This window comes from Gammaproteobacteria bacterium (assembly GCA_019911805.1).
Lineage (GTDB): Bacteria > Pseudomonadota > Gammaproteobacteria > Thiohalobacterales > Thiohalobacteraceae > JAHJQQ01.
Genome location: JAIOJV010000004.1, coordinates 1 through 26243, shown reverse-complemented (window position 1 = coordinate 26243; position 26243 = coordinate 1). Strand labels below are relative to the sequence as shown.

Genomic DNA, 26243 nt, shown 5'->3' with positions numbered 1-26243 from the left:
CGATTTCCGGAGATTCAAATCATGAAGACATCTGTAACACGGGCATTGTTGTTATGCCTCGCGCTCGTGGGCCCGGTTTTGCCGGTCCACGCTGTATTGGCCGAACAGGGCCACGATGAAAACACCGCGGGTGCCACGTCGGTCACGCCCGCCGAGGAAGGTGGCCACGAAGAGGAGGGCGCTTTGAAGATGACGGCGGCCGAGCGCGAGGCGCAGGGCATCCGCACCGCACGGGTCGCGCCGCGCGCGCTCGCCGAGGCGGTCACGGCACCGGGTGAGGTGCGCATGAATGCCTATGCCTCGGCCCAGGTGACGCCGCGCATTGCTGCACAGCTTGTGGGTCGCCATGCGCGTCTGGGTGACACGGTCACGGACGGCCAACCACTGGTTACACTCTCCAGTGTGGCGATGGCCGAAGCCCAGGGCGCCCTCATTGAGACCGACCGTGAATGGAGCCGGGTGCATGAACTCGGCCGCAAGGTGGTTTCCGACAAGCGCTATGTCGCCGCCCAGGTGGCGCGCCAGCAGGCCTACGCCACGGTGCAGGCCTATGGCATGACCGAGGCACAGATCGCGCGGCTGCTGGCTGACGGCGATGCCGCCCGCGCCACCGGCGCGTTCGACCTGTTGAGTCCGCAGGCCGGCACCGTAGTCCGTGACGACTTCGTGATTGGCGAGGTGGTCGAGCCGGGGCGTGTGCTGTTCGAGGTGAGCGACGAGTCCTCGCTGTGGGTGGAGGCGCAGCTGCGCCCGGAGCAGGCCGGCGGCGTGACCGTCGGCACCTCCGCTCGCGTGAGTCGCGACGGCGAGCACTGGCTCGACGGCAAGGTGGTGCAGCTGCACCACCGCCTCGATGAAAACACCCGCACCCAGGGCGTACGCATCGAGGTGGCTAACCGGGACGATGAGCTGCACCCCGGCGAATACGTCGACGTGGCGCTGGAGACCGCGACGACCGCGGTGCGACTCGCCGTGCCCGAGGCTGCGGTACTGCTGATGCAGGGTGCGCCCACGGTATTCAAGCTGGAGGGGGACGAGCTGCATCCGCAGCCGGTGGAGACCGGTGTCACCCGCGGCGGCTGGACCGAGATCAGGGCAGGACTTGCCGACGGTGATGAGATCGTCACGCAAGGCGCCTTCCTGCTCAAGTCGCTGGCCCTCAAATCACAGATGGGCGAAGGCCACGGCCACTAGGAGACGCAGACCATGTTGAATGCACTTGTCGAAGCGTCTTTACGCTATAAATTTCTGGTGATCATCGCCTTCCTGGTGATCGGTTTTCTCGGCTGGCGGGCGGTGACTACTGTGCCCATCGATGCCTTTCCCGATGTCACGCCGGTCCAGGTGAATATCTATACCGAGTCCCCGGGCCTGGCGGCGGAGGATGTGGAGCAACTGCTGACCTTCCCGGTGGAGTCCGGCATGGCCGGTCTGCCCGGGGTGACGGAGATTCGTTCCGTGAGCCTGTTCGGCCTGTCCTACGTGTCGATCTATTTCGAAGACGACATGGACATCTACTTCGCCCGCCGGCTGGTGATGGAGCGGTTGCAGGAGGTGGGGGATCGTATTCCCGAAGGTTACGGCACACCGGAGATGGGGCCGAATTCGTCCGGTCTCGGCCAGGTGTTCTGGTACACCGTGGAGCGGGCCGACGAGAAACTGCAGGGCGGTCTCACCGACATGGATCTGCGCACCATTCAGGACTGGACCGTACGCCTGATCGTGCGCACCGCGCCCGGCGTCGACGATGTCATGTCCTGGGGCGGCCAGGAGCGCCAGTACCAGGTGGTGATCGACCCGCTGCGCCTGATCAAGTACGGCCTCGGCTACAAGGATGTGATGGCCGTCATCGAGGCCAACAACCGCCAGGTAGGCGGTCAGTACGTCAACCTGGGGCCCGAGCAGTACCTGGTGCGCGGACTCGGGCTGGTGTCCGGTGAGCGCGACATCGGCAACATCATGCTCAAGGCGGTCGACGGTACGCCGGTGTACCTGCGCGACGTGGCGACCATCGAGCAGGCACCCAGCCTGCGCTTCGGCGCCGTGACCCGCGATGGCAAGGAAGTGGTGCTGGGCATGGCGCTGTCGCGCATCGGCACCAATGCGGCCGATGTGGTCGACGCCGTGAAGCAGAAGGTGGGCATCGCCGCATCGGCGTTGCCCGAGGGGGTGGCCATCAAGCCGGTATACGAACGCACCGAGCTGGTGGAGGAGGCCGTCGCCACGGCCACCAACGCGCTGATCGAGGGTTCCATCCTGGTGGCCATCGTGCTGTTCCTGTTCCTCGGCGAGCTGCGCTCGGCGTTGGTGGTGATCGCGGCCCTGCCCATGGCCATGCTCATCGCCTTCATCTTCATGGGCGAGGCCGGCTTGTCGGCCAACCTGATGTCGCTGGCGGGGCTCGCCATCGGCATCGGCATGATGGTGGACGGTGCGGTGGTGATGACCGAGAACGCCTTCCGCATCATGGCCGAGTGGCGCGAGAAGGGCGAGCCGGTCAACCGCACCGCGGCGGTGCTGACCGCCGCGCGTGAGGTGGCCAACCCCATTGCCTTCGCCATCCTCATCATCATCGTGGTGTTCCTGCCGCTGTTCAGCCTGCAGGGGCTGGAAGGCAAGCTGTTCAAGCCCATGGCCTTCAACATCAGCTTCGCCATGGCGGGTTCACTGCTGCTGACCCTGACGCTGATTCCGGTACTGGCGGCGCTCATCCTCAAGCCCAAGGAGGAACGGGACACCCTGCTGGTGCGCTGGATCAAGCGCGGTTACCTGCCGCTGCTCGCCTGGTCGCTGGCCAACAAAAAGACAGTGGTGATCTCGGCAATCGTACTGTTGGTCGGCAGCCTGGCGCTGTTCCCGCTGCTGGGCAAGGAATTCATGCCGCAGTTGCAGGAGGGTTCCATCATGTGGCGGGTGACCTCCATTCCGTCCACGTCGCTGGACCAGTCCATCGAGATCTCCAAGAAGATCGAGACGGCGTTGGGCGAGTTCCCGGAGGTGGAGACCACCATTGCCATGATCGGCCGCGCCGAAAAGGGTGAGACCGCGGACGTCAACTACATGGAGATCTACACCGGTCTCAAGCCCAAGGACCAGCGCGAGCGTTCGGTCGAGGAACTGGCCGAGGCCATGCGTGAGGAACTGGAGCAGACCGTGCCCACGGCGGTGATCGCCTTCACCCAGCCGATCCAGATGCGCGTCGAGGAACTGATCTCCGGCGTACGCGCCACCCTGGCCGCCAAGCTGTATGGCGAGGACCTGGGTGAACTCGACCGGCTGAGTGCGCAGATCAAGAACGCGCTAGCGCAGGTGCCCGGCGTCGCCGATCTGTCACTGGAGGCCAATATCGGCAAACCGCAGATCCGTATCCAGGTCGACCGCGAGGCGCTGGCCCGTTACGGACTCAATGCCGACGACGTACTGACCGTGGTGAGAACGGGTATCGGCAACCAGCCGGTCTCCACCCTGATCGACGGGGTGAAGCGTTTCGACATCACGGCGCGCATCCAGGATGCCTCCAAGGCCTCGGTGCAGGCCATCCGCGACATCCCGCTGCGCACGGCCAGCGGCGCCATCGTGCCGCTCGGCAAGGTGGCAGAGGTGACCACGGCGGAGGGCTACTCCTTCGTGCGCCGCGAGCAGCTGCAGCGTTACGCCGTGATCCAGATGGACGTGCGCGGTCGCGATGTGGACGGCTTCGTCCAGGGCGCCAACGAGGCCATCGCCGAGCAGGTGCAACTGCCACCCGGCTACTGGATCGAGTGGGGCGGGGCGTTCGAAAATCAGCAACGTGCGCTCAAGCGGCTGTCGATCATCGTGCCCTTGACCATCTTCTTCATCTTCGTGCTCTTGTATACGGCGTTCAACTCCATCAAGTACGCCACGCTGATCATCGCCAACGTGCCCTTCGCGACGATCGGTGGCCTGGTGGCCCTGTTCATCAGCGGCCAGTACCTGTCGGTGCCCTCGGCCATCGGTTTCATCGCGGTATTTGGTGTCGCCATGTTGAACGGTATCGTGCTGGTGAGTTTCATCAACGAGCAGCGCGAGAAGGGGCTCACGGTCGGCGACGCGGTGCGCAAGGGCTGCGAACTGCGGCTGCGGCCGGTGATGATGACCGCCAGCGTCGCCATTCTGGGTCTGATTCCCATGCTGCTATCGTCCGGGGTCGGTGCCGAAACCCAACGGCCATTGGCGTCGGTGGTGGTCGGTGGATTGATCACTTCGACGCTGCTCACCCTGGTATTGCTGCCGGTCATCTATGAGTGGATGGAGACACGCCGGGAGAGAACCGGAGGGCAATGACCATGAACCATGCCATTCCCAAAGGGTTGTCTGCTGCGAACGCCATTCGACCTATGCATGGCTTCCTGATGATCCTGATCGCGGCCGTTTTGGTGAACGGCTGTGCCACGCAGGGGAGGGATCTGGTCCACGACCGGACGGTGACAGTGGAATCCGGCCCGTCGCCCTTGGCGACGGTCCGGCGGGTGACGGTGGAACAACGGGGTCCCGACATGGAGATCCGCGGCGAATTCAGTCGTCGATGGCCTGGGCGTGGGCCGATCCCGGGTCATATCGATGTGAGCCTCATCGACCGGGATGGCACTGCGCTGTGGGAGGCGAGCCTTGATTACCGGCGGAGAAGCATCAAGTCACGCATCACCGTCTTCCACGTGAAGCTGGAGGTGGAACCGCCGCCGGGGAGCACGTTGCGTGTACTTCATCATAATGCGCCCATACATGAGCCAACAAACCATCGCGAAGCGCAACCAAGAGGATAAGCAAGCATGAAAGAGATCAAGGCATTCATCCATCACAATCGAGTCGCCAATTTGGTGCGGGCGCTGGGAGAGGCGGGTTATTGCAATCTGTCGGTATCGACGCCAAGGGCATGAGCGAGCAGCGCGAAAAGGGCATGAGTATCGGCGAAGCGGTGCGCAAGTGTGCTGAGCTTAGACTGCAGCCGGTGATCTGCAAGTGGATGGACACCCGTAAGGAACGCAACCGTTGAACGAGCTCCTGACCGTGATCGGCTTCGCCCTGCTGCCCGCATTGGGCAACTTTGCGGGCGGCATGCTGGCAGAATTTCGGCGACCATCCAAGATCAACCTGAATCGTGCCCTGCACGCCGCCGCAGGTATCGTATTGGCCATCGTCGCGGTTGAGTTGCTGCCGCGGGCGCTGCAAAACACTTCGAGTTGGATGGTCGGCATTTTGTTCGGAATCGGCGGTAGTGCTTATCTAGGTGTCCAGCGGCTGGTGGAGCGCATACAGGCATCCGGTTCTGGCAACGCAGATCGGACTCGCATGTGGATGATCTATGTTGCCGTTGTGGTGGATCTGTTCAGCGATGGTCTGATGATCGGGGTCGGTGCCAGCGTCGGTACGGGCCTCGCGTTAATTCTTGCGGTGGGGCAACTGCTTGCCGATGTGCCTGAGGGGTTCGCGGTGGTCGCGAATATGCGCGACAAAGATGTGCCTCGCATTCGGCGGGTTCTGCTGTCGGCGTCGTTCGTCCTACCCGTGCTGGCGGCGGCGGTGGGTGCCTACTATCTGCTGCGCAACCAGAGCGAAGCCATCCAAATGGGCGGACTGGTGTTCGTCGCCGGTCTGCTGACTGTCGCCGCAGTGGAAGACATGATCGGCGAGGCGCACGAAAGCGCGGACGATGTGCAAAGCTCCGTGCTCGCCATGGTCGGGGGCTTCGTGCTGTTTACCTTTGTTTCCGCTGGACTGGGAGACGCATAACGTTAACTTGGAGATCAAGTCGTGAAAGAGATCAAGGCATTTATTCATCGTAACCGTGTCGCCGACGTGGTGCGTGCCCTAAATGGGGCGGGTTATCGCAATCTGTCGGTAATCGACGTCAAGGGCATGCTCAAGGCTCTCGATGCGCAGGAGCAGGAGTATTCGCTGGAGCTCGGCGACAAGGTGATCACCGAGGTGAAGCTGGAGCTGGTCTGTGAGGATGAGAACCGCACCGCCGAGGCGGTGCGGATCATTCAGGAGGAGGGGCGTACCGGCCAGCCCGAGGCGGGCTGGATCTACATCAGCGAGATCCAGGCGGCGTTGCCGATCGGGGGTCACTGAGGCCGTGAAGGCAGACACCCATCATCCCTTTGGGTCGTGCGCCGTCGATCGCACTGCGTCGCCATGGCTGCGTGATGCCCTGTGGGTTGTGGTGTTGGTGGGGACTGTCGGGTGCGTAGGCGGCCCCACCAGCCTGACAGACGAACAAACGGTCACAATCGAGAAGGTCTCATCGCAAGCCGGTCGGGTGTGGTGGGCCGACGTGCGGGCAAATACCTGGGAAACATGGGCGACCGGCGAGGTCATCCGCCATAAGGAATGGCCCGCCGACCAACCTGGGCACGTGGATCTCGAGGTGATCAGTCGCGACGGTCAGCGAATCGCTATTGCGAATAGCGCACTGCAGCCCGTGCAAATCGCCGCCGGAGGCAGCCGTTGACTGACATTCCGGATGAGCCTGCCGGAACGGCCGTTGCCGGGAAGCACCGTGCGCGTAATTCATCATACGGCGGGTGACGCGCGTTGAGGGCACCTGGTCGAGCCGCTGAACCCAGGGTCACAGACAGCGGACAGAGACACACGTTAAACGTAACGCAATATAGCGAGGCATTACCCATGACAAGGAAATATGGCTTTGGCAAAACGGTACCCATGGACTTCGAGCATGCGATCGATGTCGTCACCGATGCACTCAAAAAAGAAGGTTTCGGCGTGCTCACCGACATCGACGTGCAGGCAACCCTGAAACAGAAACTCGGCGAGGACATGCCGCCCTACCGCATCCTCGGCGCCTGCAATCCACCGCTGGCGCACCAGGCGCTCACCGCCGAGCCGTCGATCGGACTGCTGTTGCCGTGCAACGTGGTGGTCAGGCAGGAAGACAACGGCACCGTGCACGTGGAGTGTATGGATCCGGCGGCCGTGCTCGATCTGGTGGACAACCCCGCGGTGCACGCGCTGGCCCAAGACGTACGGCAGCGACTGGACAAGGTGCTAGCGGCAACGGCGGATGCGCGTTGAGGTGATCTGCCGGGGTATGTTCGTGCCGCTATCCGTCATCCATAGGTCGCACAGGTGGAGTACCCCGGACTGCGAGACCGGTGCAAGGGCACAGCGCCGGGCGCGGACCCGCATAGATGGGGAGGTAAGACCATGAGCCGAGCACGGTTCCGCGACCAGCGCGTGTTTCATGTCGACGTTCCCGCCGGCGCAGCCGGCGGCTGGTATTTCGAAGTCCGTGAAGGGTCGTCGCACGGGCCGTATCTCACACGGAGCCTGGCCGAGCAGGCGCTCGCGGACTTCCTTGACCGACGGGAGGCATTGTCTCGCCCGAGGAACGAAGACGGAGCGGATGGGCTGGATGGTGGGTAGTGATCGATTACGGTCCACGACTGCGAAGTGGCGCGTGCGGCGCACCCTGTTCGTAGTGACGCTGATCGTGGTTTTTACGGGGTTGTTGGCAGCGGTCAAGTACTGGGTGGTGAACCGCTATCTCCTCGGCCATTGAAAGGATGACGTCATGAGGCGCCGGATGGGGATGATCGTTACGGCCGCCGTGCTCGCATTGTCGTGTACGGCGCTCGCGCATGCCGATCACGACCGCGTCCGGGCGCTGCGCCAGGCGGGCGCGATCGTCCCCTTGACACAGATCCTGGAAGCGGTGCGCGCACGCTATCCGGGGTGCCTGCTCGAAACCGAGCTGGAGAAGGGTGCGGATGGTTATGTCTACGAGATCGAATGGATCGGCAACGACGGCACGGTGCGCACGCTGCGCTTCGATGCGCAGACCGGCAGGCCCCTCGCGGCCGATCCCGGTGCTGACTGAAGGGCAAGCGCCATCGCGTTGGTGCACAGGAGCGAGACCGGGCCCCTAGCCGGGACCGGCCTGTTCCTACATAGTGATAAGGAGGTAATGGCATGTCGTTTTTCAAGCATCTGCTGCGCGGTTGGATGGGCGGTGACTATGCCGGCCATCACGGCAAGCGTCGCTACGGCCACCACGGTGGTTACCGTGATGACAGCGACGACTATCTGCCGCCGCAGGCGCGGGGGCCGGTTTGCGGGCAGTCCGTGCGGATAACCTCGCCATGAGCCGGCACAAGATCTTACTGGATCTGGCGTTGGTCCTGACCGAGTTGCCGGACGAACAGGATGCCTGTGTCGGGCGCCTCACCGAATTACTGGAGGCCGAAGGCCTGGAGAAGGCCCATCTAGTGCGCGAGGACGACACGGCGCGCCTGTGCCTGCACTACGATCCCGAGCGGTTCAGCGTCAGCCAGGTGCGCAGCCTGGTGCAGGCCGCCGGCGCCCGCATCGCCAACCGTTATCATCATGAAAGTCTGCGTATCGATGGCATGGACTGTACCACCTGCGCCACCGTGATCGAGCACGCGCTCGGGCGCATGGACGGTGTGCTGGAGGCGGCCGTCAGTTACGGCGCTGAACGGCTGCGCCTGGAGTTCGATACCGGGAAGACTTCTCTCGATGCTGTGGTGCAACGCATCCGGGCACTGGGTTACGGTGTCGTCGAAAACGAGCATGCGCATGGCGGCTGGGCCGAACACCGTGAGTTGATCCTGAGTCTGGGCGCCGGCCTGTTGTTGCTGGCCGGCTGGCTACTGGGGTTCACGACCACACCGCCCACGGTCTCCCTCGGTCTGTTCATTGGCGCCTATGCGACGGGCGGTTGGTTCGCCCTGCGCGATGCCTGGCAGAGCCTGCGCCAGGGCCGCTTCGACATCGACACCCTGATGATCGTCGCCGCCGCCGGCGCCGCCGCGCTCGGCGCCTGGGCCGAAGGGGCGCTGCTATTGTTTCTGTTCAGTCTGGGGCATGCGCTGGAGCACCGGGCCATGGACCGCGCCCGCCGCGCCATCGAGGCGCTGTCCGACCTGGCGCCCCGGACCGCGCTGGTAGAGCGTGACGGTGGCGAGGTGGAAGTGCCAGTGGAGGAACTGCAGCGCGACGACCGGATCATCGTCAAGCCCGGCCAGCGCATCCCCAGTGACGGCGAGGTGCTGACCGGCAGCTCCGCCGTCGATCAGGCACCCATCACCGGCGAGTCCATGCCCGTGGACAAGCAGGCGGGCGCCCCGGTGTTCGCCGGCACCGTCAACGGCGAGGCGACGCTGGCGATCCGCGTCACCCGCCTGGCCCGGGAAAGCACGCTGAGCCGCATGGTGAAGATGGTCGCCGAGGCCGGTGCTCAGCGTTCGCCCACCCAGCGTTTCACCGACCGCTTCGAGCGCATCTTCGTGCCGGTGGTGCTCATCGGCGCGGGACTGCTCATCGCCCTGCCACCGCTGTTCGGCCTTCCGTTCGCCGAGTCGTTCTATCGGGCCATGGCGGTGCTGGTGGCCGCTTCGCCCTGCGCGCTGGCCATCGCCACCCCGGCGGCGGTGCTCTCCGGCGTGGCGCGTGCCGCGCGCGGCGGCGTGCTCGTCAAGGGCGGCGCCCACCTGGAAAATCTCGGCACCTTGCGCGCCATCGCCTTCGACAAGACCGGCACCATCACCCGCGGCGAACCGGTGGTGACCGACATCGTGCCTTTCGATGTCGAGGAGAACGCGTTACTTGAAACCGCCGCGGCCGTGGAAAGCCGCAGCGGTCACCCACTGGCCAAAGCCATCGTCAAAGCTGCACAGGCCCGGGACCTGCGCTGGCCGGACGCGGGCGATCTGGAGTCCGTGACCGGCAAGGGCGTGCGGGCGCCGCTCAACGGCGAGACGGTCGCCATCGGCAACCTCAAGCTGTTCCGCGACGAGACGGTTCCCGCCGACGTGCGCACCGCCGTCACCCGGCTGGAGGCCGAGGGCAAGACCACCATGGTGGTGCAGGCCGGTGAGCGGTTCCTCGGCGTAGTGGCGCTGGCTGATACCCCGCGTGACGATGCGCGTGCCATGCTCGATCGCCTGCGTGCCTTGGGCATCCGCAAGACCATCATGCTTACCGGTGACAACGAACGGGTAGGTCAGGCCATTGGCAATGCCGTTGGTCTGGACGAGGTGCGCGCCGGCTTGTTGCCGGAGGACAAGGTCAGCGCCGTGGACGAGCTGCTGCGGCGTCATGGTCAGGTCGCCATGGTCGGTGATGGCGTCAACGATGCGCCCGCGCTGGCGCGCGCCACGGTCGGTATTGCCATGGGTGGCGCAGGCACTGACGTGGCCCTGGAGACCGCCGACGTGGCCCTGATGGCCGACGATTTGAACACGCTACCGTTTGCGGTCGGACTGTCGCGCGCCGCCCGGCGTATCATCCGCCAGAACCTGTGGCTGTCGCTGGGTGTGGTTGCTGTACTCATTCCCGCCACCCTGACTGGGCTGGCCGGCATCGGCCCGGCGGTGATCATTCACGAGGGCTCGACGCTGGTGGTGGTCTTCAATGCGCTGCGCCTGCTGGGGTACCGGGCGCGGCCCGATGCCGGCGTGAATCGGCGGTCATAAAACAGGGCGCGGGCCAGCCGGAAACGGTGCCGGCGGTGACATCTTCGAGCCACAAGGGGGCAGGGAGTGAACTATCCGGCTCGGTAGCTGGTCTCAGGGAGTGTGCGTACCGGCCGGGATGATGCGGTAGGCCAGACACGCGCCGAACCGGGAGTGCGAACAATGCGCTGCGGGTGATGGTCTGCCGGCACGGTACACGCCAGGATCTTCGAGGCGAGAGATGCGCCCCGCCGCAAATCCGCCATTTGGTCCGGGAAACGGATTTGTGCAAGCAGACAGGCGTCATGACAGGTAGCGGCTATACAGGATGGCTGGCGCTGGTATTGTTCGGGGCATCCGCCACACTCCAGGCCGACAGCGAGGCCCTCCAATGGCTGGCCCGCATGTCGAGGGCTGCGCAGTCGATCAACTACACGGGCACTTTCGTGTACCAGCATCAGGGGAAGCTGGCGAGTCTGAATATCGTGCACGCCGGCGATGAAGGCGGCGAGCGGGAGCGCCTGTGGTCATTGACAGGGGCGCGCCGGGAGGTGCTGCGTGACGGCCGCACAATCGTCTGTATCCTGGGCGACCGCAATACGGTACACGTGCAGACAGTTCATCCGGGTACACCGTTTCAGGTGGATTTTCCGCGAGAATGGAAGGAAACGGGAAAGTATTACCGTTTCGAAGTCGGAGGCAGGGATCGTGTCGCCGACCGGGGCTGCCGCGTCGTATCGGTAACACCGCTCGACGGGATGCGCTATGCACGCCGGTACTGTATTGATGAAGCACGTTACCTGTGGTTGCGCTCCGATTTGGTCGATCCGGATGGCAGGGTGATCGAACAGATGATGTTCACCAAACTCGATTTCCCGGCGCATATCGACGCTCGGACTCTGCAGCCTGAACTCGAACACGGTGGTTTTTCCCGGTGGCGTACGCCGGAACATAAGCCGGAGTCCGGCAACAGCGCGAATGCTTCACGGTGGCAGATCTCTCAGTTACCGCCGGGATTTATGCTGACCGATCATGGCCAATACCAGCGCTCTGCAACTGAATCGGTTGGGGAGCAGTGGATGTATAGCGATGGTTTGGCCAGCGTGTCCGTCTATATCGAACCCTCGAGTGGCCGGGACGACTACGGCGGCATGACCCACCAGGGTGCACTCAACGTCTACGCCACCATGCTCGGCGGGTATTACGTGACGTTGGTCGGTGATGTGCCGCGCAAGACGGTGGAAATAATCGGGCGGTCAATCCACATCAGGTAGCGTTATACGAGTCGTCGCAAACCAGAGACATCGAATCGGGTACGTCGGGTGCACGCGCCATGGGGGCCGGCGAGGTCTTGTCTGAATCTGGAATATCAGCGTAACAGCACTTCGTTCTCAGGGGCTCCACGTATGTGACTGTTGGCGCAAACCGTTGACACCAAATTGGTCTTGTATCCGAGAACAGCTTGACATGCGAATCATTGGCAATCGCAGCTAGTGCGCGTGATGATTCAAGTGGCGGGCTGGGTGTGTGCGGAAGCGGATTGCAATCGAAGCGAAGCAAAAGGTGGAAATAACTGGCAAGTGCGAGTGGCGCAACAGTAGCGCGCATGATACCCTACCCCCCTATACTATATGAGGAACGTGCGGTTATGAGCCACACCGTCCGCCAGAAGTCCAAACTGCTGGGCCGCGTGCGCCGCATTCGGGGTCAAGTAGAAGCCCTGGAGCGGGCGCTCGAAGCGGAAAAGGGTTGTGCCGAGGTCTTGCATCAGATCGCCGCGGTGCGTGGCGCGATCAATGGATTGATGGCGGAAGTGCTCGAGGATCACATCAGAACGCACATCGCCGATCCGGAGATCGTGAGTGACGCGGAACGCAGTCAAGGCGCCGACGAGTTGATCCACGTGCTTCGCTCTTACCTCAAGTAGCAGAAGTGCCCCGAATGAGTGGTCTTGGTCGGAGCGCTTCGAACGCCCAATTCCCGAGGAGAACCACCATGCATACCGAAAACCTGTCCGCATGGACGCACGACCATGTCTTTGATGCCGGCAGCGATGTCGCAGAACGCAGCACGCGCGCCGTGATGTGGATCACCGCAGTGATGATGGTGATCGAGATCGCCGCCGGCTGGTGGTTCAACTCGATGGCGTTGCTCGCCGACGGTTGGCACATGAGTTCCCATGCATTGGCCATCGGTCTTTCCGCGATGGCCTACGCGACGGCACGCCGGTACGCGAAGGATCCGCGCTTTGCCTTCGGCACCTGGAAGATCGAGGTGCTGGCTGGCTTCGCCAGTGCGATTTTCCTGCTAGGCGTTGCGGTCATGATGGTGGTCGGATCGGCGGAGCGGATCGTCTCGCCACAGCCGATCCAGTACCAGGAAGCGATCGTGATCGCCGTCCTCGGGCTGGTCGTCAATGTCGTCTGCGCGATGATCCTTGGCAAGGCCCATCATCATGATCACGGGCACGGGCATTCACATGGGCATGACCCTCACCATGACCATGGGCACCACCATGACTTGAATTTGAAATCGGCGTACCTGCACGTCATTGCCGACGCCGCGACCTCCGTACTCGCCATTGTGGCGCTGGTCGGCGGATGGATCTATGGCTGGTCCTGGCTCGACCCGGTGATGGGTATCGTCGGCGCGGTGTTGGTCGCAGTGTGGGCCAAGGGGCTTATTGCCGAAACCAGCAAAGTACTGCTGGACCGTGAGATGGATCACCCGGTGGTGGACGAGATCCGTGAGGCGGTCGAAACCGGCAGCGATGCCGGTGATACGCGCCTCACGGATCTGCACGTCTGGCGGGTGGGCAAGCGGGTGTACTCCTGTGCCATGACACTCGTCACCCATGATGCGACGTTAAGGCCTGCTGCCGTTCGGGAACGGCTATCGGTGCATGAGGAAATTGTTCACTCGACCATCGAAGTTCATTATTGTCCTGATGTTGTTGGTCAGCCGATTTATGTGTGAGAAGGCAGTCCAGGGTTGTTCGGAATGGGGCTCACGAAAGCGGCTGGCGTATGCCGGACGCGTTTCATTGTCTGCTTCCCGGTAATCCTGTAACAGGGGCGAGGCGATGGGTTGGTGGGCGCTTGAATTAGCAAGGAAAATCGATCTACAAGCCATTGCCAATTATCCACAACAATTGATATTCTTCATCGTCATGCATCGATCGCAATCGGATACATTCAAGAAAGTCCTCTGGGTAGCCTACCTGGCTATCGCCCTGGTGTTCGTCCAGGGAGTGCGATTGCACGTGCATACTTATAACCACGATTCGGCCACTTCGGATCATACCCATCAGGAACAAGCGCACTTCGACACGGTTGGCACGGGGCAGCATCACCCTGACGAGGTCGCTCAAATCGATCTTTCCCAAGATGGGTTCCTGAAGAAACTGCCCCTAAGTTCTTTGGTCATCGCCTTGTTTGCAGCAGTGATCATGCTTCTGTCGCGTCGTCCTGCTTCTCAAGTATCGTGGCGTCCTGATCGACGTATTCTCCCGCTATCCTGGCCATTTAGTTTACGGCCACCCCTGCGCGCGCCCCCGCTCTAAGTCTTTTCCTTTTCGGTGGTTTTGCTTACACAGACCAGGTTCAGGTCTGTGCCGGGCAATGCCGCATGGCTTTTTTGTTTCCAAGACTTTTCTGCGCGTGTCGCGTCACTGACACCGCGCCAGGAGCGGGTAATGTTCAATGTATTCTACTTAAGACGCCGAAAAAACGGGCGAGCAGTGGCGCTGTGGTTCCTGCTGTCTTGTACTGCGCCGATGTCGGCCCTGGGTCAACCGCAGGGCCTGTGGACGCTGGAAGACAGTATCCGGCGTGTTGTCGAGATTGCGCCGGAAACACGCGGCGCACAGGCGGCGGTCAGCGCCCGGCAAGGTGCCCTGCAACAAGCAGGCGTGTGGCCGAACCCGCAGATCGAGCTGCGTGCCGACGACAAGATCGGTAAAGATGCGGGCACGGGAGGCACTGATTTTACCCAGTTTGCGATCAGCCAACCGCTACCGCTGAGCGGCCGTCTCGGATACCAGCAAGCCGTCGCCGGCTCGGCGCTGGATGCTGCCCGTGCCGAACGCCGCAATCAACGGGTACGCCTGGAAACACAGGTGGCGCAGCGTTATCACAGCTTGCAGCTGGCGGCGGAGCGCTTGCGCCTGGCGGAGCAACGCCTGCAACTCGCAGATGACCTGCAGAACATCGGGCGCCGCCGCGCACAGGCCGGGGAGCTCTCCGACCTTGAACGGCTGCGCCTGGATCTGATCCGGGAGGCCGCGCAACAAGGATTGGACAAGGCGGAAGGCGCCTACAACGAAGCACTGAGCCGGTTCCGTGCCTACCTGGGGCTATCCGTCGAGTCGATGCCGCAATTGACGTCCCTTCAACCGTTCGGCCCCATGCCCGTGCTGGATCAGTTACAGGCCGGTCTGGCAGATCATCCGGCGATGCTGGCCGCGAGACACCGGGTTGAGGCCGCCCAATCGGATGTAAATCTGGCACGTGCCGAGCGCCTGCCCGATCCCAGCCTACGCCTGTTTCGTGAAAGAGACTTCCTCAACGGACGTCGCCAGGACGTCACCGGCATCGGTATCGGTCTCACCGTGCCGTTGTGGGATCGCAACAGCGGACGCATCGGCGAAGCCCGGGCACAAGTGATCGAGATCCAGTCGGAACGGCAGGCACTGGAACGGGACTTGAACAGTCGTTTGCAGCAGAGCTATGTGCGCCTGAAGTATCTGCTTCTGCAGGGCGAGCACTACCGCACGCGGGTGTTTCAGCCCGCGCAACGCGTATTCGATCTGACGCGCAAGGCGTATGCCAGCGGCGAGGTGGAGATACTCTCGTTGATCGATGCCAACAATACTTATTTCGATGCACATGAACGCTATCTGGAACTGCTGCAAGAGGCATGGCTGGAGGCCGCGGATCTGCGCCTGGCCGCCGGACGCGTCGTTGTCTCCACTGAACAGGATACCCAAGATGAATAAGCCATTAGTAACGCTGTTTTTGCTGCTGATCCCGGCGCTGGCGCCGGCCGCTGAACTTGAACTGACCCAGGAGCAGCTGGCCAATGCACAGCTCACCACCACCACCGTGACTGCCCGCGAGCTGAAGCCGCGCTTGAATCTGACCGCCACCCTCACGGCCGACCGGCGCAAGAGCCATCGTGTCACACCTGTGGTGGACGGCATGGTGACCGAACTGCTGGCAGTGGACAACGAAGCGGTGCAAAAGGGACAGGTGCTGGCCCGGTTGCGTAGCAATAGCCTGGGCCAGGCGCAGGCGGGTTACCTGGAGGCGTTGGCCCGCTTCGAGCTGGCGCGCGCCGAGCGCACCCGCATCGAAGGCTTGTGGAAGGACGGCATCGTAGCGGAAAGCCGCTGGCTCACGGTGGACAGTGAATTCAAGAGCGCCCGCGCCACCCTGGATGCCCGGCGCCGCCTGTTGTCGCTGGCCGGATTGTCGGACGACCAGATACAGGCGCTGGCGCAAAAACCGGACCGCCTGGCGGTGTTCGAGCTGACCAGTCCGATCGATGGCATGGTCACCGGCGTCGAGATCGAATCGGGGCAACTGGTCAGTGCCGGGCAGGTCGCCTTTCATGTGGACGACCTTTCCAGCCTGTGGGCCGAGGTGCGAATCCCGGTGGCCAGCCTGCCCCAGATCAAGCTGGGAGCGGAAGTCCTGATCCAGGTCGAGGCCAGCCCCGGACGTGAATACCGCGGGCGGCTGCAGTCCTTGGGGGGTGAAGTGGAGCGTCAAAGCCAGACCCTGGGCGGTCGGATCGTGGTCGACAACCCGGACGGCGTCTTGCGGCCGGGCATGTACGCCGCCGTGACGCTGACCGGGATCGCCTATCGGGGCTTGATGGTACCCGCCAGCGCGGCGTTCCGGGTCGGCGAGCAGGCCTACCTGTTCGAGGTGATGGGTCCCCGGCGTTTCAAGCCGGTTCCGATCGAAATCGGCACGGAGGCGGGCGACTGGATTGCGGTGCGCGGTGGTATCGCGGCCGACACCGAGATCGTCAGCGGCGGCGTGGCCGAGCTGAAATCGCACTGGCAGTACCAGGGAGGCGAGTAAGTCATGATTGCCGCGCTGATTCGATTCTCCCTGGTCCAGCGGCTGATGATCCTGCTGCTGGCCGTTGCACTGACCGCCGCTGGGATATGGGCGTTCCGCACCCTGCCCATCGATGCCTTCCCCGATATTGCCTCGCCCCAGGTGCAGGTGATCGTCAAGGCGCCGGGCCTCTCGCCCACCGAGGTGGAAAGCCGTATCACTTTTCCCATCGAAGCGGAGATGCAGGGCCTGCCACGCCAGACCGTGTTGCGCTCCACCACCAAGTATGCCCTGAGTTCCATCATCATCGACTTCGAAGATGGCACCGACATCTACTGGGCGCGCCAGCAGGTGGCCGAACGCCTCAACCAGGTCTGGGGTGAGCTGCCCGCCGGTGTGGAGGGCGGGCTGGGCCCCATCACCACGCCGCTGGGCGAAGGGTATATGTACCGGATCGAGGGTAAAGGCTACGACAACCGGGAGCTGCGCCGTATCCAGGACTGGGTCATCCGCCCGCGCCTGCGCACGGTAGAGGGGGTGGCGGATGTCAATTCACTGGGTGGCGAGGTCAAGGTGTTCGAAGTCGTGGCCGATCCCGAGGCGTTGTTGGCCCACGGCCTGTCGATCAATGATCTGGAAACCGCACTGGAGAACAACAACCGCAACGCCGGCGGGGATCGTATCAACCGTAACGACGAAGTGCTGCTGGTGCGCACCGTGGGACAACTTCAGAATCAGGAGGACATTCGGAGTATCACGGTCGCCACGCGTAATGGGATTCCGCTGCACATCGGTGACATGGCCAAGGTCCGCATCAACTCCCTGACCCGCTACGGCGCAGTCACCGCCGATGGCGAAGGCGAGGTGGTGACCGGCCTGGCGCTGCTGCGCAAGGGTGCCAACAGCCGCACCACCGTCGATGGTGTGAAACGTGAACTGGAGGCACTGAAGACGGCGTTGCCCGAAGGTGTTCGCATTGTGCCTTTCTATGACCGCACCGAGCTGGTGACCCAGGCCGTATGGACCGTGGAAAAAGCGCTGGGCGAAGCCGTGGTTCTGGTGTTGCTGGTGTTGATCGTCATGCTCGGCAACCTGCGCGCCGCTTTGACCGTCGCGCTGATCCTGCCGCTGTCGGTGCTGTTCACCTTCGTTATGATGCGCCTGTTCGGCGTCAGCGCCAATCTCATGTCGCTCGGCGGGCTGGCGATCGCCATCGGCATCCTGGTGGATGCCGCGGTGGTGGTGGTCGAGAACATCCATACGCAACTCAGCCATGCGCCCAGGGGGGTCGATCGTCTGCACCTGGTCTACCGCGCGGCGCTGGAGGTGGCGACACCGGTGATCTCCGCCGTGCTGATCATTATCGTGGTGTTTCTGCCCCTGTTCAGCCTGTCCGGGCTGGAGGGCAAGATGTTCACGCCGCTGGCGGTGACCATTGCCTTCGCGCTCATCGGCTCGTTGCTCCTGTCGCTGACGGTCATTCCGGTGTTCGCCAGCCTGTTGATGCGGGGCGGCGCCGAGGAAGATAGTCGGGTGTTGAAGGTGTTGAAGCACGGCTATGTGCCGGTCATGCGCTGGGCGCTGCATAACCGCAAGACGGCCGTGAGCGGGGCCTTGGCACTGCTCTTGGGCACCGCGCTGCTGTTTCCTCTGATTGGCAAGGAGTTCATGCCGGTCATGGACGAAGGCACCACCGTGGTCATCATCGAAAAGCTGCCCAGTATTTCACTGGAGCGCTCGCTGGCGCTCGATGAGCCCTATCAGAAGGCCATGATGGAACTGCCCGAGGTCATCGGCGTGGTGTCGCGCACCGGTGCCGACGAACTGCGCATGGATCCCATGGGCCTGTACCAGACCGACAACTTCCTCATTACCAAACCGCGCGACCAGTGGACGGTGGGCCTGGATGAATTCCAGGAACATCTGCGCCAGAAGCTCGATGGTTTCGTGGGCATCGACTACGCCTTCACCCAGCCCATCGACATGCGGGTCTCGGAGATGCTGACCGGCGTGCGTGCCGCGATGGCCATCAAGTTGTATGGCGACGATCTTCAGGTGCTGGAGGAAAAGTCCAGGCAGATCGAAACGCTGGTCAACAACGTTCCCGGTGCCGTCGATGTGTTTCGCGCCCCACTGTCCGGTCAGACCTATCTGCAGGTCGAGATCGATCCCCAGGCCATCGCTCGCTTCGGGATCAATGTCGAGGACATCAATCGGCTGGTAGAGATTGCGGTCGGTGGTCGTGTGGTCACCGAGGTGATCCAGGGCAACTACCGGGTAGGTGTGCTGTTGCGCTATCCGGAAAACGCGCGTACGTCCCCGGCAGATCTCGGTGCGCTAAAGGTGGAAACACCGACGGGCGAAAAGATCCTCTTGAGCAGCCTGGCCAGGCTGCGTGAAGTGGATGGGCCGGTGGCGATCACCCGCGAATCGGCCAAGCGCCAGGTGGTGGTGCAGGCCAACGTCGAAGGCCGCGATGTGGTGGGGTTCGTCGACGACGTACGCGCCGCATTGGAACGCGAGCTGCAACTGCCACCGGGTTATTACGTCACCTATGGTGGCCAGTTCGAGAACCAGCAGCGCGCCGGCGCCCGCCTGGCGCTGGTGGTGCCGGTCGCCGTCGCTCTGATCTTCGTCATGCTGTTTACTACCTTTCGTTCCCTGCGTCAGGCGGGCCTGATCATACTCAACATCCCCTTCGCCATGATCGGCGGCGTGATCAGCCTGTACCTGTCCGGTCTGTATCTGTCGGTACCGGCATCCGTGGGCTTCATCACCCTGTTTGGTGTGGCGGTGCTCAACGGTGTGGTGATGGTGACCTACTTCAACCAACTGCGTGAAGCCGGTCGAACGCTGCTCCAGGCGGTGCAGGAAGGTGCCGAACGCAGGTTGCGCCCGGTGCTCATGACCGCGTTGATCGCTAGTTTGGGTCTGGTACCGCTGTTGGCGGCGACCGGCCCGGGCTCCGAACTGCAGCGGCCATTGGCGGTGGTGGTGATCGGCGGACTGTTTACGTCGACCCTGCTCACCCTGGTGTTGCTACCCACCCTGTATGCCTGGATGGAAGGCCGGGCTGAACGACGCCTGGCGCAACCTGCAATGGAGACACAAGTATGAAGCTTCTGACGCTCATCGTTCACGCCAATACCCAGCAGGAACTGGCCGACCAGCTACGGAATCTGAGACAGGTATCGGGCTTTACCTTTTGCCATGTGGAAGGGCATGGTGCGCAGGTGGAAAGCGATCCGTTTCTGTCCGCGCGGGACAAAGTGGTCGGCTACACGCCGCGAGTGCGGGTGGATATCCTGCTTGATGACGCGGATGTGGGTGTCGTACTGGAGGCGCTTCGTCTGGCGGAAAACAACGTGACGGGTCATGGTGTCTACTGGGTGACGCCAGTGGAAGAAGAAGGGCGCCTGTGACTGAGATAACCGAAAATGGAGCAACGTGTATGAACCTTAATCCAATGATTCGATCCCTCGTCGTGACTGGGAGTCTGGCCTGGATTGTAGTTCTTTCTGGATGCGCGAGGAACACGAGTCTTGTGAAAGAAGAGGATGTGGCAATCGAGCGTGTTGATTCGGGTAGTGCACACATCACCCGCGCCTACCTGAAGACTTCGGGAACGGCAATGGTGTTACGGGGAGAACTGCAACGCCGATTCCCGAGCCGCGGGCCCATACCCGGACATTTACATATTGAACTGATCGCCTCGGACGGTGCGGCATTCAAAGAGGCGACGATTGGTTATAGGCGCATGAGCGTTAAATCCCGTATCGCGAAGTTCCATATCGAGATTCCTGCTGTGCCGTCGGACATAAGGACGGTTCGTGTCATTCACCACGATTCCTGGTCAGATGAGTCCGATGCGGCGAAATCTCCGTGGAGGGACGTAAATACAGCGAAGTGATGCATGGATGATGTTGTCGCGCTCATCGATACAGTTTTGGCATCCGGAGATCTGCGCTTGGAATTGTTCAAAATATTTGGGTTATTTGCAATTACCGCGATTGCTGAGATAGTCGGTTGCTATTTGCCGTATCTTTGGCTACGGCAGGGGTACAATGCCTGGATACTGCTACCGGCCGCATTTAGCCTGGCGTTGTTTGCATGGCTATTAACGCTCCATCCACAAGCAGCCGGCCGCGTGTATGCCGCTTACGGTGGAGTCTATGTCAGTATTGCGTTGCTCTGGCTCTGGGTTGTCGATTCCGTGCCTCCTACAGTCACCGATGTAGTAGGTGTCGCAGTCTGCCTGTTGGGGATGGCAATCATCATGTTCGGACCGAGGTATACCTGATGCCTTGCAAATGATGGCGCGGGGAACAGGGCCGAGTGGTTTAGTGGACCAACAAGTATGGAAATGAATAGGGGTATCGTAGCGGCTTTGTTTTCCGCAGTGCTCTTTGGGATCAGTACACCCCTCGCCAAGGTTCTGCTCGCCGAGGTATCACCGCTGGCACTGGCGGGGCTGCTGTATTTCGGGTCGGGTGTCGGCTTGCTGGGCTGGCGGTGGCTGCGGCAACGAACCCGTGCCGACGTCGAATACAGGGAGGCTCCCCTGGCACGCACCGACTGGGGCTGGATGGCCGGGGCGATTCTCGCGGGCGGTGTCATTGCACCCGTTTTGTTGATGCTCGGACTTGAGCGGACCACGGGGTCTGCCGCCTCGCTCCTGCTCAATTTCGAGGGGGTGTTCACCGCGCTGCTCGCATGGTTCGTGTTCCATGAGAATGTGGACCGGCGTATCGCTACCGGTTTTTCTCTGATCGTAGCGGCTGGAGTCCTGCTGTCCTGGGAAGGCGCATCCCTAGGTGGTTTACCTCTTGGTGCCTTGGCCGTGATGGCGGCCTGTCTGGGCTGGGCCGTGGACAACAATCTTACGCAGCGCGTCTCAGGCAGTGACCCACTCCAGGTTGCCGGCATCAAGGGACTGGTGGCGGGTTGCATCAACCTCGGGCTGGCTGCGACCACGGGCTGGGAACCCGCCCCACCGCCGGTATTGCTCGCAGCGCTCGGCGTCGGCTTCCTGGGGTATGGAGTGAGTCTGAGCCTGTTCGTCTGGGCGCTGCGCAACCTAGGGACAGCGCGGACCGGGGCTTATTTCTCGGTCGCCCCCTTCTTTGGCGCGGCCACGGCACTGGTCATCCTATCTGAGCGTCCCGGCAGCATGTTCTGGGTGGCGGCGTCGTTGATGGCGATTGGGGTATGGTTGCATATCACAGAGCGCCATGATCATCTTCACCGCCACGAACGGCTGGTCCACAGCCATGCCCATCGCCACGATGAACATCATCAACATGAGCACGACGAAGCCTACGACGGTACCGAGCCACACACCCATCCTCATGAGCATACGCCGCTGGTGCATTCCCACCCACATTATCCGGACCTTCATCACCGACATCGGCACTGACAGCAAAGAACGCTGCTCCAGAGGAACATCCAGGTTAGCAACACCAAAAGCCGGCTCAGGGGTATTGTTCGCCAATAACCAGCTCGACGAGGAGCCGATTTGCTTATCAATTAGGCCACTATTACGCCTACGCCAAGGCTTGTTACCTAATTGATAAGCCAAAGAGCACGACTCCGGCCTCGGGTACCAGGCGGTCCTTGAGGAACGGATGACTGCGGAGAGCTTCCAACAGGTTGAGCAGGTGAATGACCTTCTCGAGCACTTCGGGGCGAAATCCTGTTGCCTCAGCCTCGCGGCGCAGCCTCTTCGACGAAATCCTCACACGACCTCCTGCCAGGAGCGCTCGAGCACCTCCAGCGGCACCACCAGGTTCCACTCGGAAACGAGCCGCCCCCCGCGGTAGCCGCGCACCAGGTAGTGCGGCTTGCGCGGCCGGTACGCGCGCAGGGACTCCAGGTGCGAAACTTCCACCATCAAGGCCTCCTTGTGCTGCTCCAGGAAGAAGCCCACCTTGGCTGCCGTGGTCGCATTCTCGAGCAGCAGGGTGTACTTGATCACCACGTCCAGGTCGAAGAACTCCACCATCTCCAGCGAGCGCCAGATCTCCCCCATCCGCCGCCCAGGTCAGGGCGGTCCAGGACGTCCACCAGGGTGCGTTCCAGGCTGGTTACACGAACGGATAAAGCCGGCGCGATCCACCTCTTTGACGGCGAAAAGCTGGTTCGCGGAGGCCGCAAGCTTCGTCGGGTACCGCACCGGCCGGAACCGGTGGGAGCAAGGTCACTGGCCGGGTATAGTGTAGCTTTTTCGCTGTGTTCCTAAAATTATCCTAGTTAAACAATGGTGTAACACCTGCGCGACAGGAGTAATCGGCAATGGGCGATCAAAACTAAGTTAAATAAAACAATTTGTTACAACAAAAAAACACACTACGAAGCAAGGAGCTGAAAAACTGTAACCTGTAGTGTAGCTTTTATGCTGTTTATCTTAAAAATATCTTTGTTAAACAATGATAAAACACCTGTGCATCATGGGCGTGTGCAGGGCGGTTTCTGGTGGGGGCGCGGACATCGGGCAGGAGTGTACCCAAAGGCCTCTGGAGATCCTACTGAGGGCTGCCGGCCGCCTCTGCGCAGCCGCGTCCGGTGGCAGGCCCGGCCGCCGCGCGCCCTTGCAGCCGGTGCACGGCTCTGCTACCAAGGCGCTATCTTGCGGCTGCCGTTGGACATAGACGCTCCGCGCACACCAGGAGGACGGATGCATCGGCAGGGCTACAGTGATGACGACCTGACGAGACTCGCCCGGCTGCTGGGTGAACGCCTGCGCGCGTCCGGGCAGAGGGTCGCGACCGCGGAGTCCTGTACCGGTGGCTGGGTGGCCAAGGTGCTGACCGACATCGCGGGCAGCTCGCAGTGGTTCGAGCGCGGCTTCGTCACCTATACCAATGCCTCCAAGCAGGACCTGCTCGGCGTGGACGCCGAGGTGCTGACCGGGCACGGCGCAGTCAGCGCGGCGACGGTCGAGGCCATGGCGAGCGGTGCGCTGGTACGCAGCCGGGCACAGTTCAGCTGTGCCATCAGCGGCATCGCCGGCCCCGGCGGCGGTACCCCCGATAAGCCGGTCGGGCTGGTTTGGTTCGCCTGGGCCCGCGGCAGTGGATCGGCGGCGGTACGCTCGGAGTGTCGTCAGTTCACCGGTGACCGCGAGGCGGTACGCCGGCAGGCCGTCGCGCACGCCCTGCAGGGCTTGATCGATGCCGCCGGCTGAGGTCGCCGCGCCGCAGCGCCTGTTCTTCGCCCTGTGGCCGGACGGGGCGGTGCGCGCGGCCCTGGCGGGAGTGCTGGAGGACGAGCCGCCCCGCACCGGCCGGTGCGTGCCGGCCGGCAACCTGCACTTGACGCTGGCCTTCGTCGGCACGGTCACGGCGGAGCAGCGTGCCTGTATGGAGATTGCCGCGGCCGCGGTCGAGGCCGCGCCGTTCACCCTGACCCTGGACCGGCTCGGCTACTGGCCGCGGCCGCGCGTCGTCTGGGCGGGCACCGGTGTCACGCCAGCGGCGCTGCGCGCTCTGGTCGCGCGCCTCACCACCGGGCTGAGCGGCTGCGGCTATGCGCCCGAGCAACGCCCCTATCAGGCCCATGTCACGCTGGTGCGGAAGGCCTCTGCCGGCCCTCAACGCCGCGAGATCCCGCCCATCGTCTGGACGGCCGCGGACTTCTGCCTGGTGGAATCGGTTGCCGGGGACGGGGGCAGCGTCTACCGCGTGCTCGCCCGCTGGCCGCTCCGGGCCCCGGCGCCGGGGGGTTGCACCGCCTCATCGAGTACTGTATAAAACACCAGTATCTGCCGCAGCACGCCCCGAGCGGCACCGATGGCGCTCTCAACTCGATTCGTTTCTCTGAGTTCAGGGGTCCAACCCAGCGGCGCCGGCGGGGCGCGGTGGTCCCCGGGGCGGGGCCCGTGGGATAATCCCGGCCCGACCCGATCACTTCATTCCGCGACCACGGACCGGTCGTGAACAGACCTATCCAGCAGGGGGATACAGGACAATGGACGACAACAAACGCAAGGCCTTGGGTGCGGCGCTCAGCCAGATCGAAAAACAATTCGGCAAGGGTGCCGTGATGCGCATGGGCGATGTCGGCTCGGTGCGCGACATCGATGTGATCTCCACTGGCTCGCTGAGCCTGGATCTGGCACTCGGTATCGGCGGGTTGCCGCGCGGCCGCGTCATCGAGATCTACGGACCGGAATCCTCCGGCAAGACCACACTCACGCTGCAGGTCATCGCCGAGGCGCAGAAGAAGGGCGGCACCGCCGCCTTCGTCGACGCCGAACACGCGCTCGACCCGGGCTATGCGGCCAAGCTCGGGGTCAATGTCGACGACCTGCTGGTCTCGCAGCCCGACACCGGCGAGCAGGCCCTGGAGATCACGGACATGCTGGTGCGCTCCGGTGCCGTCGACGTGGTGGTGGTCGACTCGGTGGCCGCGCTCACCCCGAAGGCGGAGATCGAGGGCGAGATGGGCGACTCGCACATGGGCCTGCACGCGCGCCTGATGTCCCAGGCGCTGCGCAAGCTCACCGCCAACATCAAACGCTCCAACACCATGGTCATCTTCATCAACCAGATCCGTATGAAGATCGGCGTCATGTTCGGCAACCCCGAGACCACCACCGGCGGTAACGCACTCAAGTTCTACGCCTCGGTGCGCATGGATATCCGCCGTACCGGCGCCATCAAGAAGGGCGACGAGGTCATCGGCAACGAGACCCGCGTGAAGGTCGTCAAGAACAAGGTTGCGCCGCCATTCAAGCAGGCCGAGTTCGAGATTCTCTACGGCGAAGGCATCTCCCGCGCCGGCGAGATCATCGACCTGGGCGTGAAGGCCGGCATCGTCGACAAGGCCGGTGCCTGGTACAGCTACAACAGTGATCGCATCGGTCAGGGTAAGGACAATGCACGTCAGTTCCTGAAGGACAATCCGACCATCATGCAGGAGATCGAGGGCCGTATCCGTGCCGAACTGATGATGCAGCCGGTGGTCGCGGATGAAGGCAGCGAGCGTGAGGAAGAGCTGGAAGAGGCCTGAGAACGGCGTTGCCGATCCGCAATCCCTGGAACGGACGGCGGTCGGCCTGCTGGCGCGGCGCGAACATAGCCGCGCCGAACTCCGGCAGAAGCTCACGACCCGCGGTCATTCGGCCGAGGCGGTGGATACGCTGCTCGACCGGCTCGCCGCCCAGCGGCTGCAGTCGGATGAACGCTATGTCGAGGCCTACGTGCGCGTGCGCAGCGGGCGCGGCTACGGCCCGCAGCGCATCCGCGCGGAACTGCGTGAACGCGGCATCGAGGACGAACTGATCGAAGCGGCCCTCGCGGCGCAGCCCGCCGCGGGCACGCCCCGGATCGACGACGTCTGGCGCAGGAAGTACACCGGGCATCTGCCGGTGGACTACCGCGAGCGCGCCCGCCAGATGCGCTTCCTCCAGCAGCGTGGCTTTTCCCTGGCAGACATCCACGCCCTGTTCGGGCGCCTGGGCGCGGGGGAGGAGTGAAATCCTTTTTTGGCCACGGAATCCACGGAACGACACGGAAAAAATTCAAGCGGTAAACCCAGGATCATCAGCCGCGGTTTGATTTTCGGGCTTTATCCAATGATTCTTTTTCCGTGTCGTTCCGTGGATTCCGTGGCCAAAAGGACTTTGTCCATATTTTCTGTGGCAGAATTTTCCCTGCGTGCGCCTTTCGTGCCTCCAGTGTTGCAACCGTACTTCCCGAACATCCCCTGGAAACCCCTGATA

General features: G+C 62.7%; 29 protein-coding genes. 27 read left to right on the top strand and 2 right to left on the bottom strand.

Annotated elements, in window-relative coordinates:
- Window positions 1-21 precede the first annotated feature (21 nt).
- From K8I04_00195 to K8I04_00085, 23 genes are all read left to right on the top strand, one after another.
- Entirely contained in the window at window positions 22-1194 is a 1173-nt protein-coding gene (locus K8I04_00195) for an efflux RND transporter periplasmic adaptor subunit (GenBank protein MBZ0070140.1), read from the top strand.
- Between the two features lie 12 nt (window positions 1195-1206).
- Window positions 1207-4305 carry a CusA/CzcA family heavy metal efflux RND transporter gene (locus tag K8I04_00190; protein ID MBZ0070139.1) on the top strand — a complete coding sequence of 1033 codons (3099 nt, stop codon included), beginning with the start codon at window positions 1207-1209 and terminating at the stop codon, window positions 4303-4305.
- A 2-nt stretch (window positions 4306-4307) separates the two neighbouring features.
- A complete protein-coding gene (locus K8I04_00185) occupies window positions 4308-4784 on the top strand; it encodes a hypothetical protein (GenBank protein MBZ0070138.1) in 477 nt (158 codons plus the stop codon).
- A gap of 80 nt (window positions 4785-4864) precedes the next feature.
- Complete coding sequence (locus tag K8I04_00180; GenBank protein MBZ0070137.1) at window positions 4865-5014, top strand: hypothetical protein; 150 nt, start codon at window positions 4865-4867, stop codon at window positions 5012-5014.
- Entirely contained in the window at window positions 5011-5751 is a 741-nt protein-coding gene (locus K8I04_00175) for a peptidoglycan-binding protein (GenBank protein ID MBZ0070136.1), read from the top strand. The genes K8I04_00180 and K8I04_00175 overlap by 4 nt, the downstream gene beginning before the upstream one ends.
- Window positions 5752-5772: 21 nt before the next feature.
- Window positions 5773-6093 carry a P-II family nitrogen regulator gene (locus K8I04_00170; GenBank protein ID MBZ0070135.1) on the top strand — a complete coding sequence of 107 codons (321 nt, stop codon included), beginning with the start codon at window positions 5773-5775 and terminating at the stop codon, window positions 6091-6093.
- Window positions 6094-6648: 555 nt separating this feature from the next.
- Window positions 6649-7053 carry a DUF302 domain-containing protein gene (locus K8I04_00165; protein MBZ0070134.1) on the top strand — a complete coding sequence of 135 codons (405 nt, stop codon included), beginning with the start codon at window positions 6649-6651 and terminating at the stop codon, window positions 7051-7053.
- A gap of 132 nt (window positions 7054-7185) precedes the next feature.
- Complete coding sequence (locus K8I04_00160) at window positions 7186-7404, top strand: DUF6316 family protein (GenBank protein MBZ0070133.1); 219 nt, start codon at window positions 7186-7188, stop codon at window positions 7402-7404.
- Window positions 7394-7540 carry a hypothetical protein gene (locus K8I04_00155; protein ID MBZ0070132.1) on the top strand — a complete coding sequence of 49 codons (147 nt, stop codon included), beginning with the start codon at window positions 7394-7396 and terminating at the stop codon, window positions 7538-7540. Before K8I04_00160 ends, K8I04_00155 begins: the two co-directional genes overlap by 11 nt.
- A gap of 12 nt (window positions 7541-7552) precedes the next feature.
- Window positions 7553-7858: a PepSY domain-containing protein gene (locus K8I04_00150; protein ID MBZ0070131.1), complete on the top strand. Its 306-nt coding sequence runs from the start codon at window positions 7553-7555 to the stop codon at window positions 7856-7858.
- Between the two features lie 92 nt (window positions 7859-7950).
- Window positions 7951-8124, top strand: a complete 174-nt coding sequence (locus tag K8I04_00145; protein ID MBZ0070130.1) for a hypothetical protein — start codon at window positions 7951-7953, stop codon at window positions 8122-8124.
- Window positions 8121-10475: a cadmium-translocating P-type ATPase gene (gene cadA / locus K8I04_00140; protein MBZ0070129.1), complete on the top strand. Its 2355-nt coding sequence runs from the start codon at window positions 8121-8123 to the stop codon at window positions 10473-10475. Before K8I04_00145 ends, cadA begins: the two co-directional genes overlap by 4 nt.
- 284 nt (window positions 10476-10759) lie before the next feature.
- Complete coding sequence (locus K8I04_00135; protein ID MBZ0070128.1) at window positions 10760-11728, top strand: MucB/RseB C-terminal domain-containing protein; 969 nt, start codon at window positions 10760-10762, stop codon at window positions 11726-11728.
- A 374-nt stretch (window positions 11729-12102) separates the two neighbouring features.
- Window positions 12103-12381, top strand: a complete 279-nt coding sequence (locus tag K8I04_00130) for a metal/formaldehyde-sensitive transcriptional repressor (GenBank protein ID MBZ0070127.1) — start codon at window positions 12103-12105, stop codon at window positions 12379-12381.
- Window positions 12382-12449: 68 nt separating this feature from the next.
- Window positions 12450-13430 carry a CDF family Co(II)/Ni(II) efflux transporter DmeF gene (gene dmeF / locus K8I04_00125; GenBank protein ID MBZ0070126.1) on the top strand — a complete coding sequence of 327 codons (981 nt, stop codon included), beginning with the start codon at window positions 12450-12452 and terminating at the stop codon, window positions 13428-13430.
- A 106-nt stretch (window positions 13431-13536) separates the two neighbouring features.
- Window positions 13537-14016, top strand: coding sequence for a hypothetical protein (locus K8I04_00120; protein ID MBZ0070125.1), 480 nt, complete (start codon window positions 13537-13539; stop codon window positions 14014-14016).
- 48 nt (window positions 14017-14064) lie between these two features.
- The gene (locus tag K8I04_00115; GenBank protein MBZ0070124.1) at window positions 14065-15450 is read left to right on the top strand and encodes a TolC family protein; all 1386 of its coding nucleotides are present in this window, start codon (window positions 14065-14067) and stop codon (window positions 15448-15450) included.
- The gene (locus K8I04_00110; GenBank protein MBZ0070123.1) at window positions 15443-16543 is read left to right on the top strand and encodes an efflux RND transporter periplasmic adaptor subunit; all 1101 of its coding nucleotides are present in this window, start codon (window positions 15443-15445) and stop codon (window positions 16541-16543) included. The genes K8I04_00115 and K8I04_00110 overlap by 8 nt, the downstream gene beginning before the upstream one ends.
- Window positions 16544-16546: 3 nt before the next feature.
- A complete protein-coding gene (locus K8I04_00105; protein MBZ0070122.1) occupies window positions 16547-19639 on the top strand; it encodes a CusA/CzcA family heavy metal efflux RND transporter in 3093 nt (1030 codons plus the stop codon).
- A complete protein-coding gene (locus tag K8I04_00100) occupies window positions 19636-19944 on the top strand; it encodes a DUF3240 family protein (protein ID MBZ0070121.1) in 309 nt (102 codons plus the stop codon). The genes K8I04_00105 and K8I04_00100 overlap by 4 nt, the downstream gene beginning before the upstream one ends.
- A gap of 122 nt (window positions 19945-20066) precedes the next feature.
- A complete protein-coding gene (locus tag K8I04_00095; protein ID MBZ0070120.1) occupies window positions 20067-20432 on the top strand; it encodes a hypothetical protein in 366 nt (121 codons plus the stop codon).
- Between the two features lie 57 nt (window positions 20433-20489).
- Window positions 20490-20822, top strand: coding sequence for a YnfA family protein (locus tag K8I04_00090; protein MBZ0070119.1), 333 nt, complete (start codon window positions 20490-20492; stop codon window positions 20820-20822).
- Between the two features lie 63 nt (window positions 20823-20885).
- The gene (locus tag K8I04_00085) at window positions 20886-21938 is read left to right on the top strand and encodes a DMT family transporter (protein MBZ0070118.1); all 1053 of its coding nucleotides are present in this window, start codon (window positions 20886-20888) and stop codon (window positions 21936-21938) included.
- 318 nt (window positions 21939-22256) lie between these two features.
- Here the strand turns inward: K8I04_00085 and K8I04_00080 are convergent, their stop codons facing one another.
- Entirely contained in the window at window positions 22257-22550 is a 294-nt protein-coding gene (locus K8I04_00080) for a hypothetical protein (protein MBZ0070117.1), read from the bottom strand.
- Window positions 22551-23195: 645 nt separating this feature from the next.
- Between K8I04_00080 and pncC the strand changes: the two genes are divergently transcribed.
- The 4 genes from pncC (at window position 23196) to K8I04_00060 (ending at window position 25997) form a co-directional block, all read left to right on the top strand.
- Window positions 23196-23705, top strand: a complete 510-nt coding sequence (gene pncC / locus K8I04_00075) for a nicotinamide-nucleotide amidase (GenBank protein ID MBZ0070116.1) — start codon at window positions 23196-23198, stop codon at window positions 23703-23705.
- Window positions 23692-24270: an RNA 2',3'-cyclic phosphodiesterase gene (thpR, locus tag K8I04_00070; protein MBZ0070115.1), complete on the top strand. Its 579-nt coding sequence runs from the start codon at window positions 23692-23694 to the stop codon at window positions 24268-24270. The genes pncC and thpR overlap by 14 nt, the downstream gene beginning before the upstream one ends.
- Before the next feature lie 217 nt (window positions 24271-24487).
- A complete protein-coding gene (recA, locus tag K8I04_00065) occupies window positions 24488-25531 on the top strand; it encodes a recombinase RecA (GenBank protein MBZ0070114.1) in 1044 nt (347 codons plus the stop codon).
- On the top strand, window positions 25491-25997 hold the full coding sequence (locus tag K8I04_00060) for a recombination regulator RecX (GenBank protein ID MBZ0070113.1): 507 nt from the start codon (window positions 25491-25493) through the stop codon (window positions 25995-25997). Before recA ends, K8I04_00060 begins: the two co-directional genes overlap by 41 nt.
- Window positions 25998-26042: 45 nt before the next feature.
- Here the strand turns inward: K8I04_00060 and K8I04_00055 are convergent.
- Window positions 26043-26243: hypothetical protein (locus tag K8I04_00055; protein ID MBZ0070112.1), on the bottom strand; the 201-nt coding region annotated here is incomplete at its 5' end.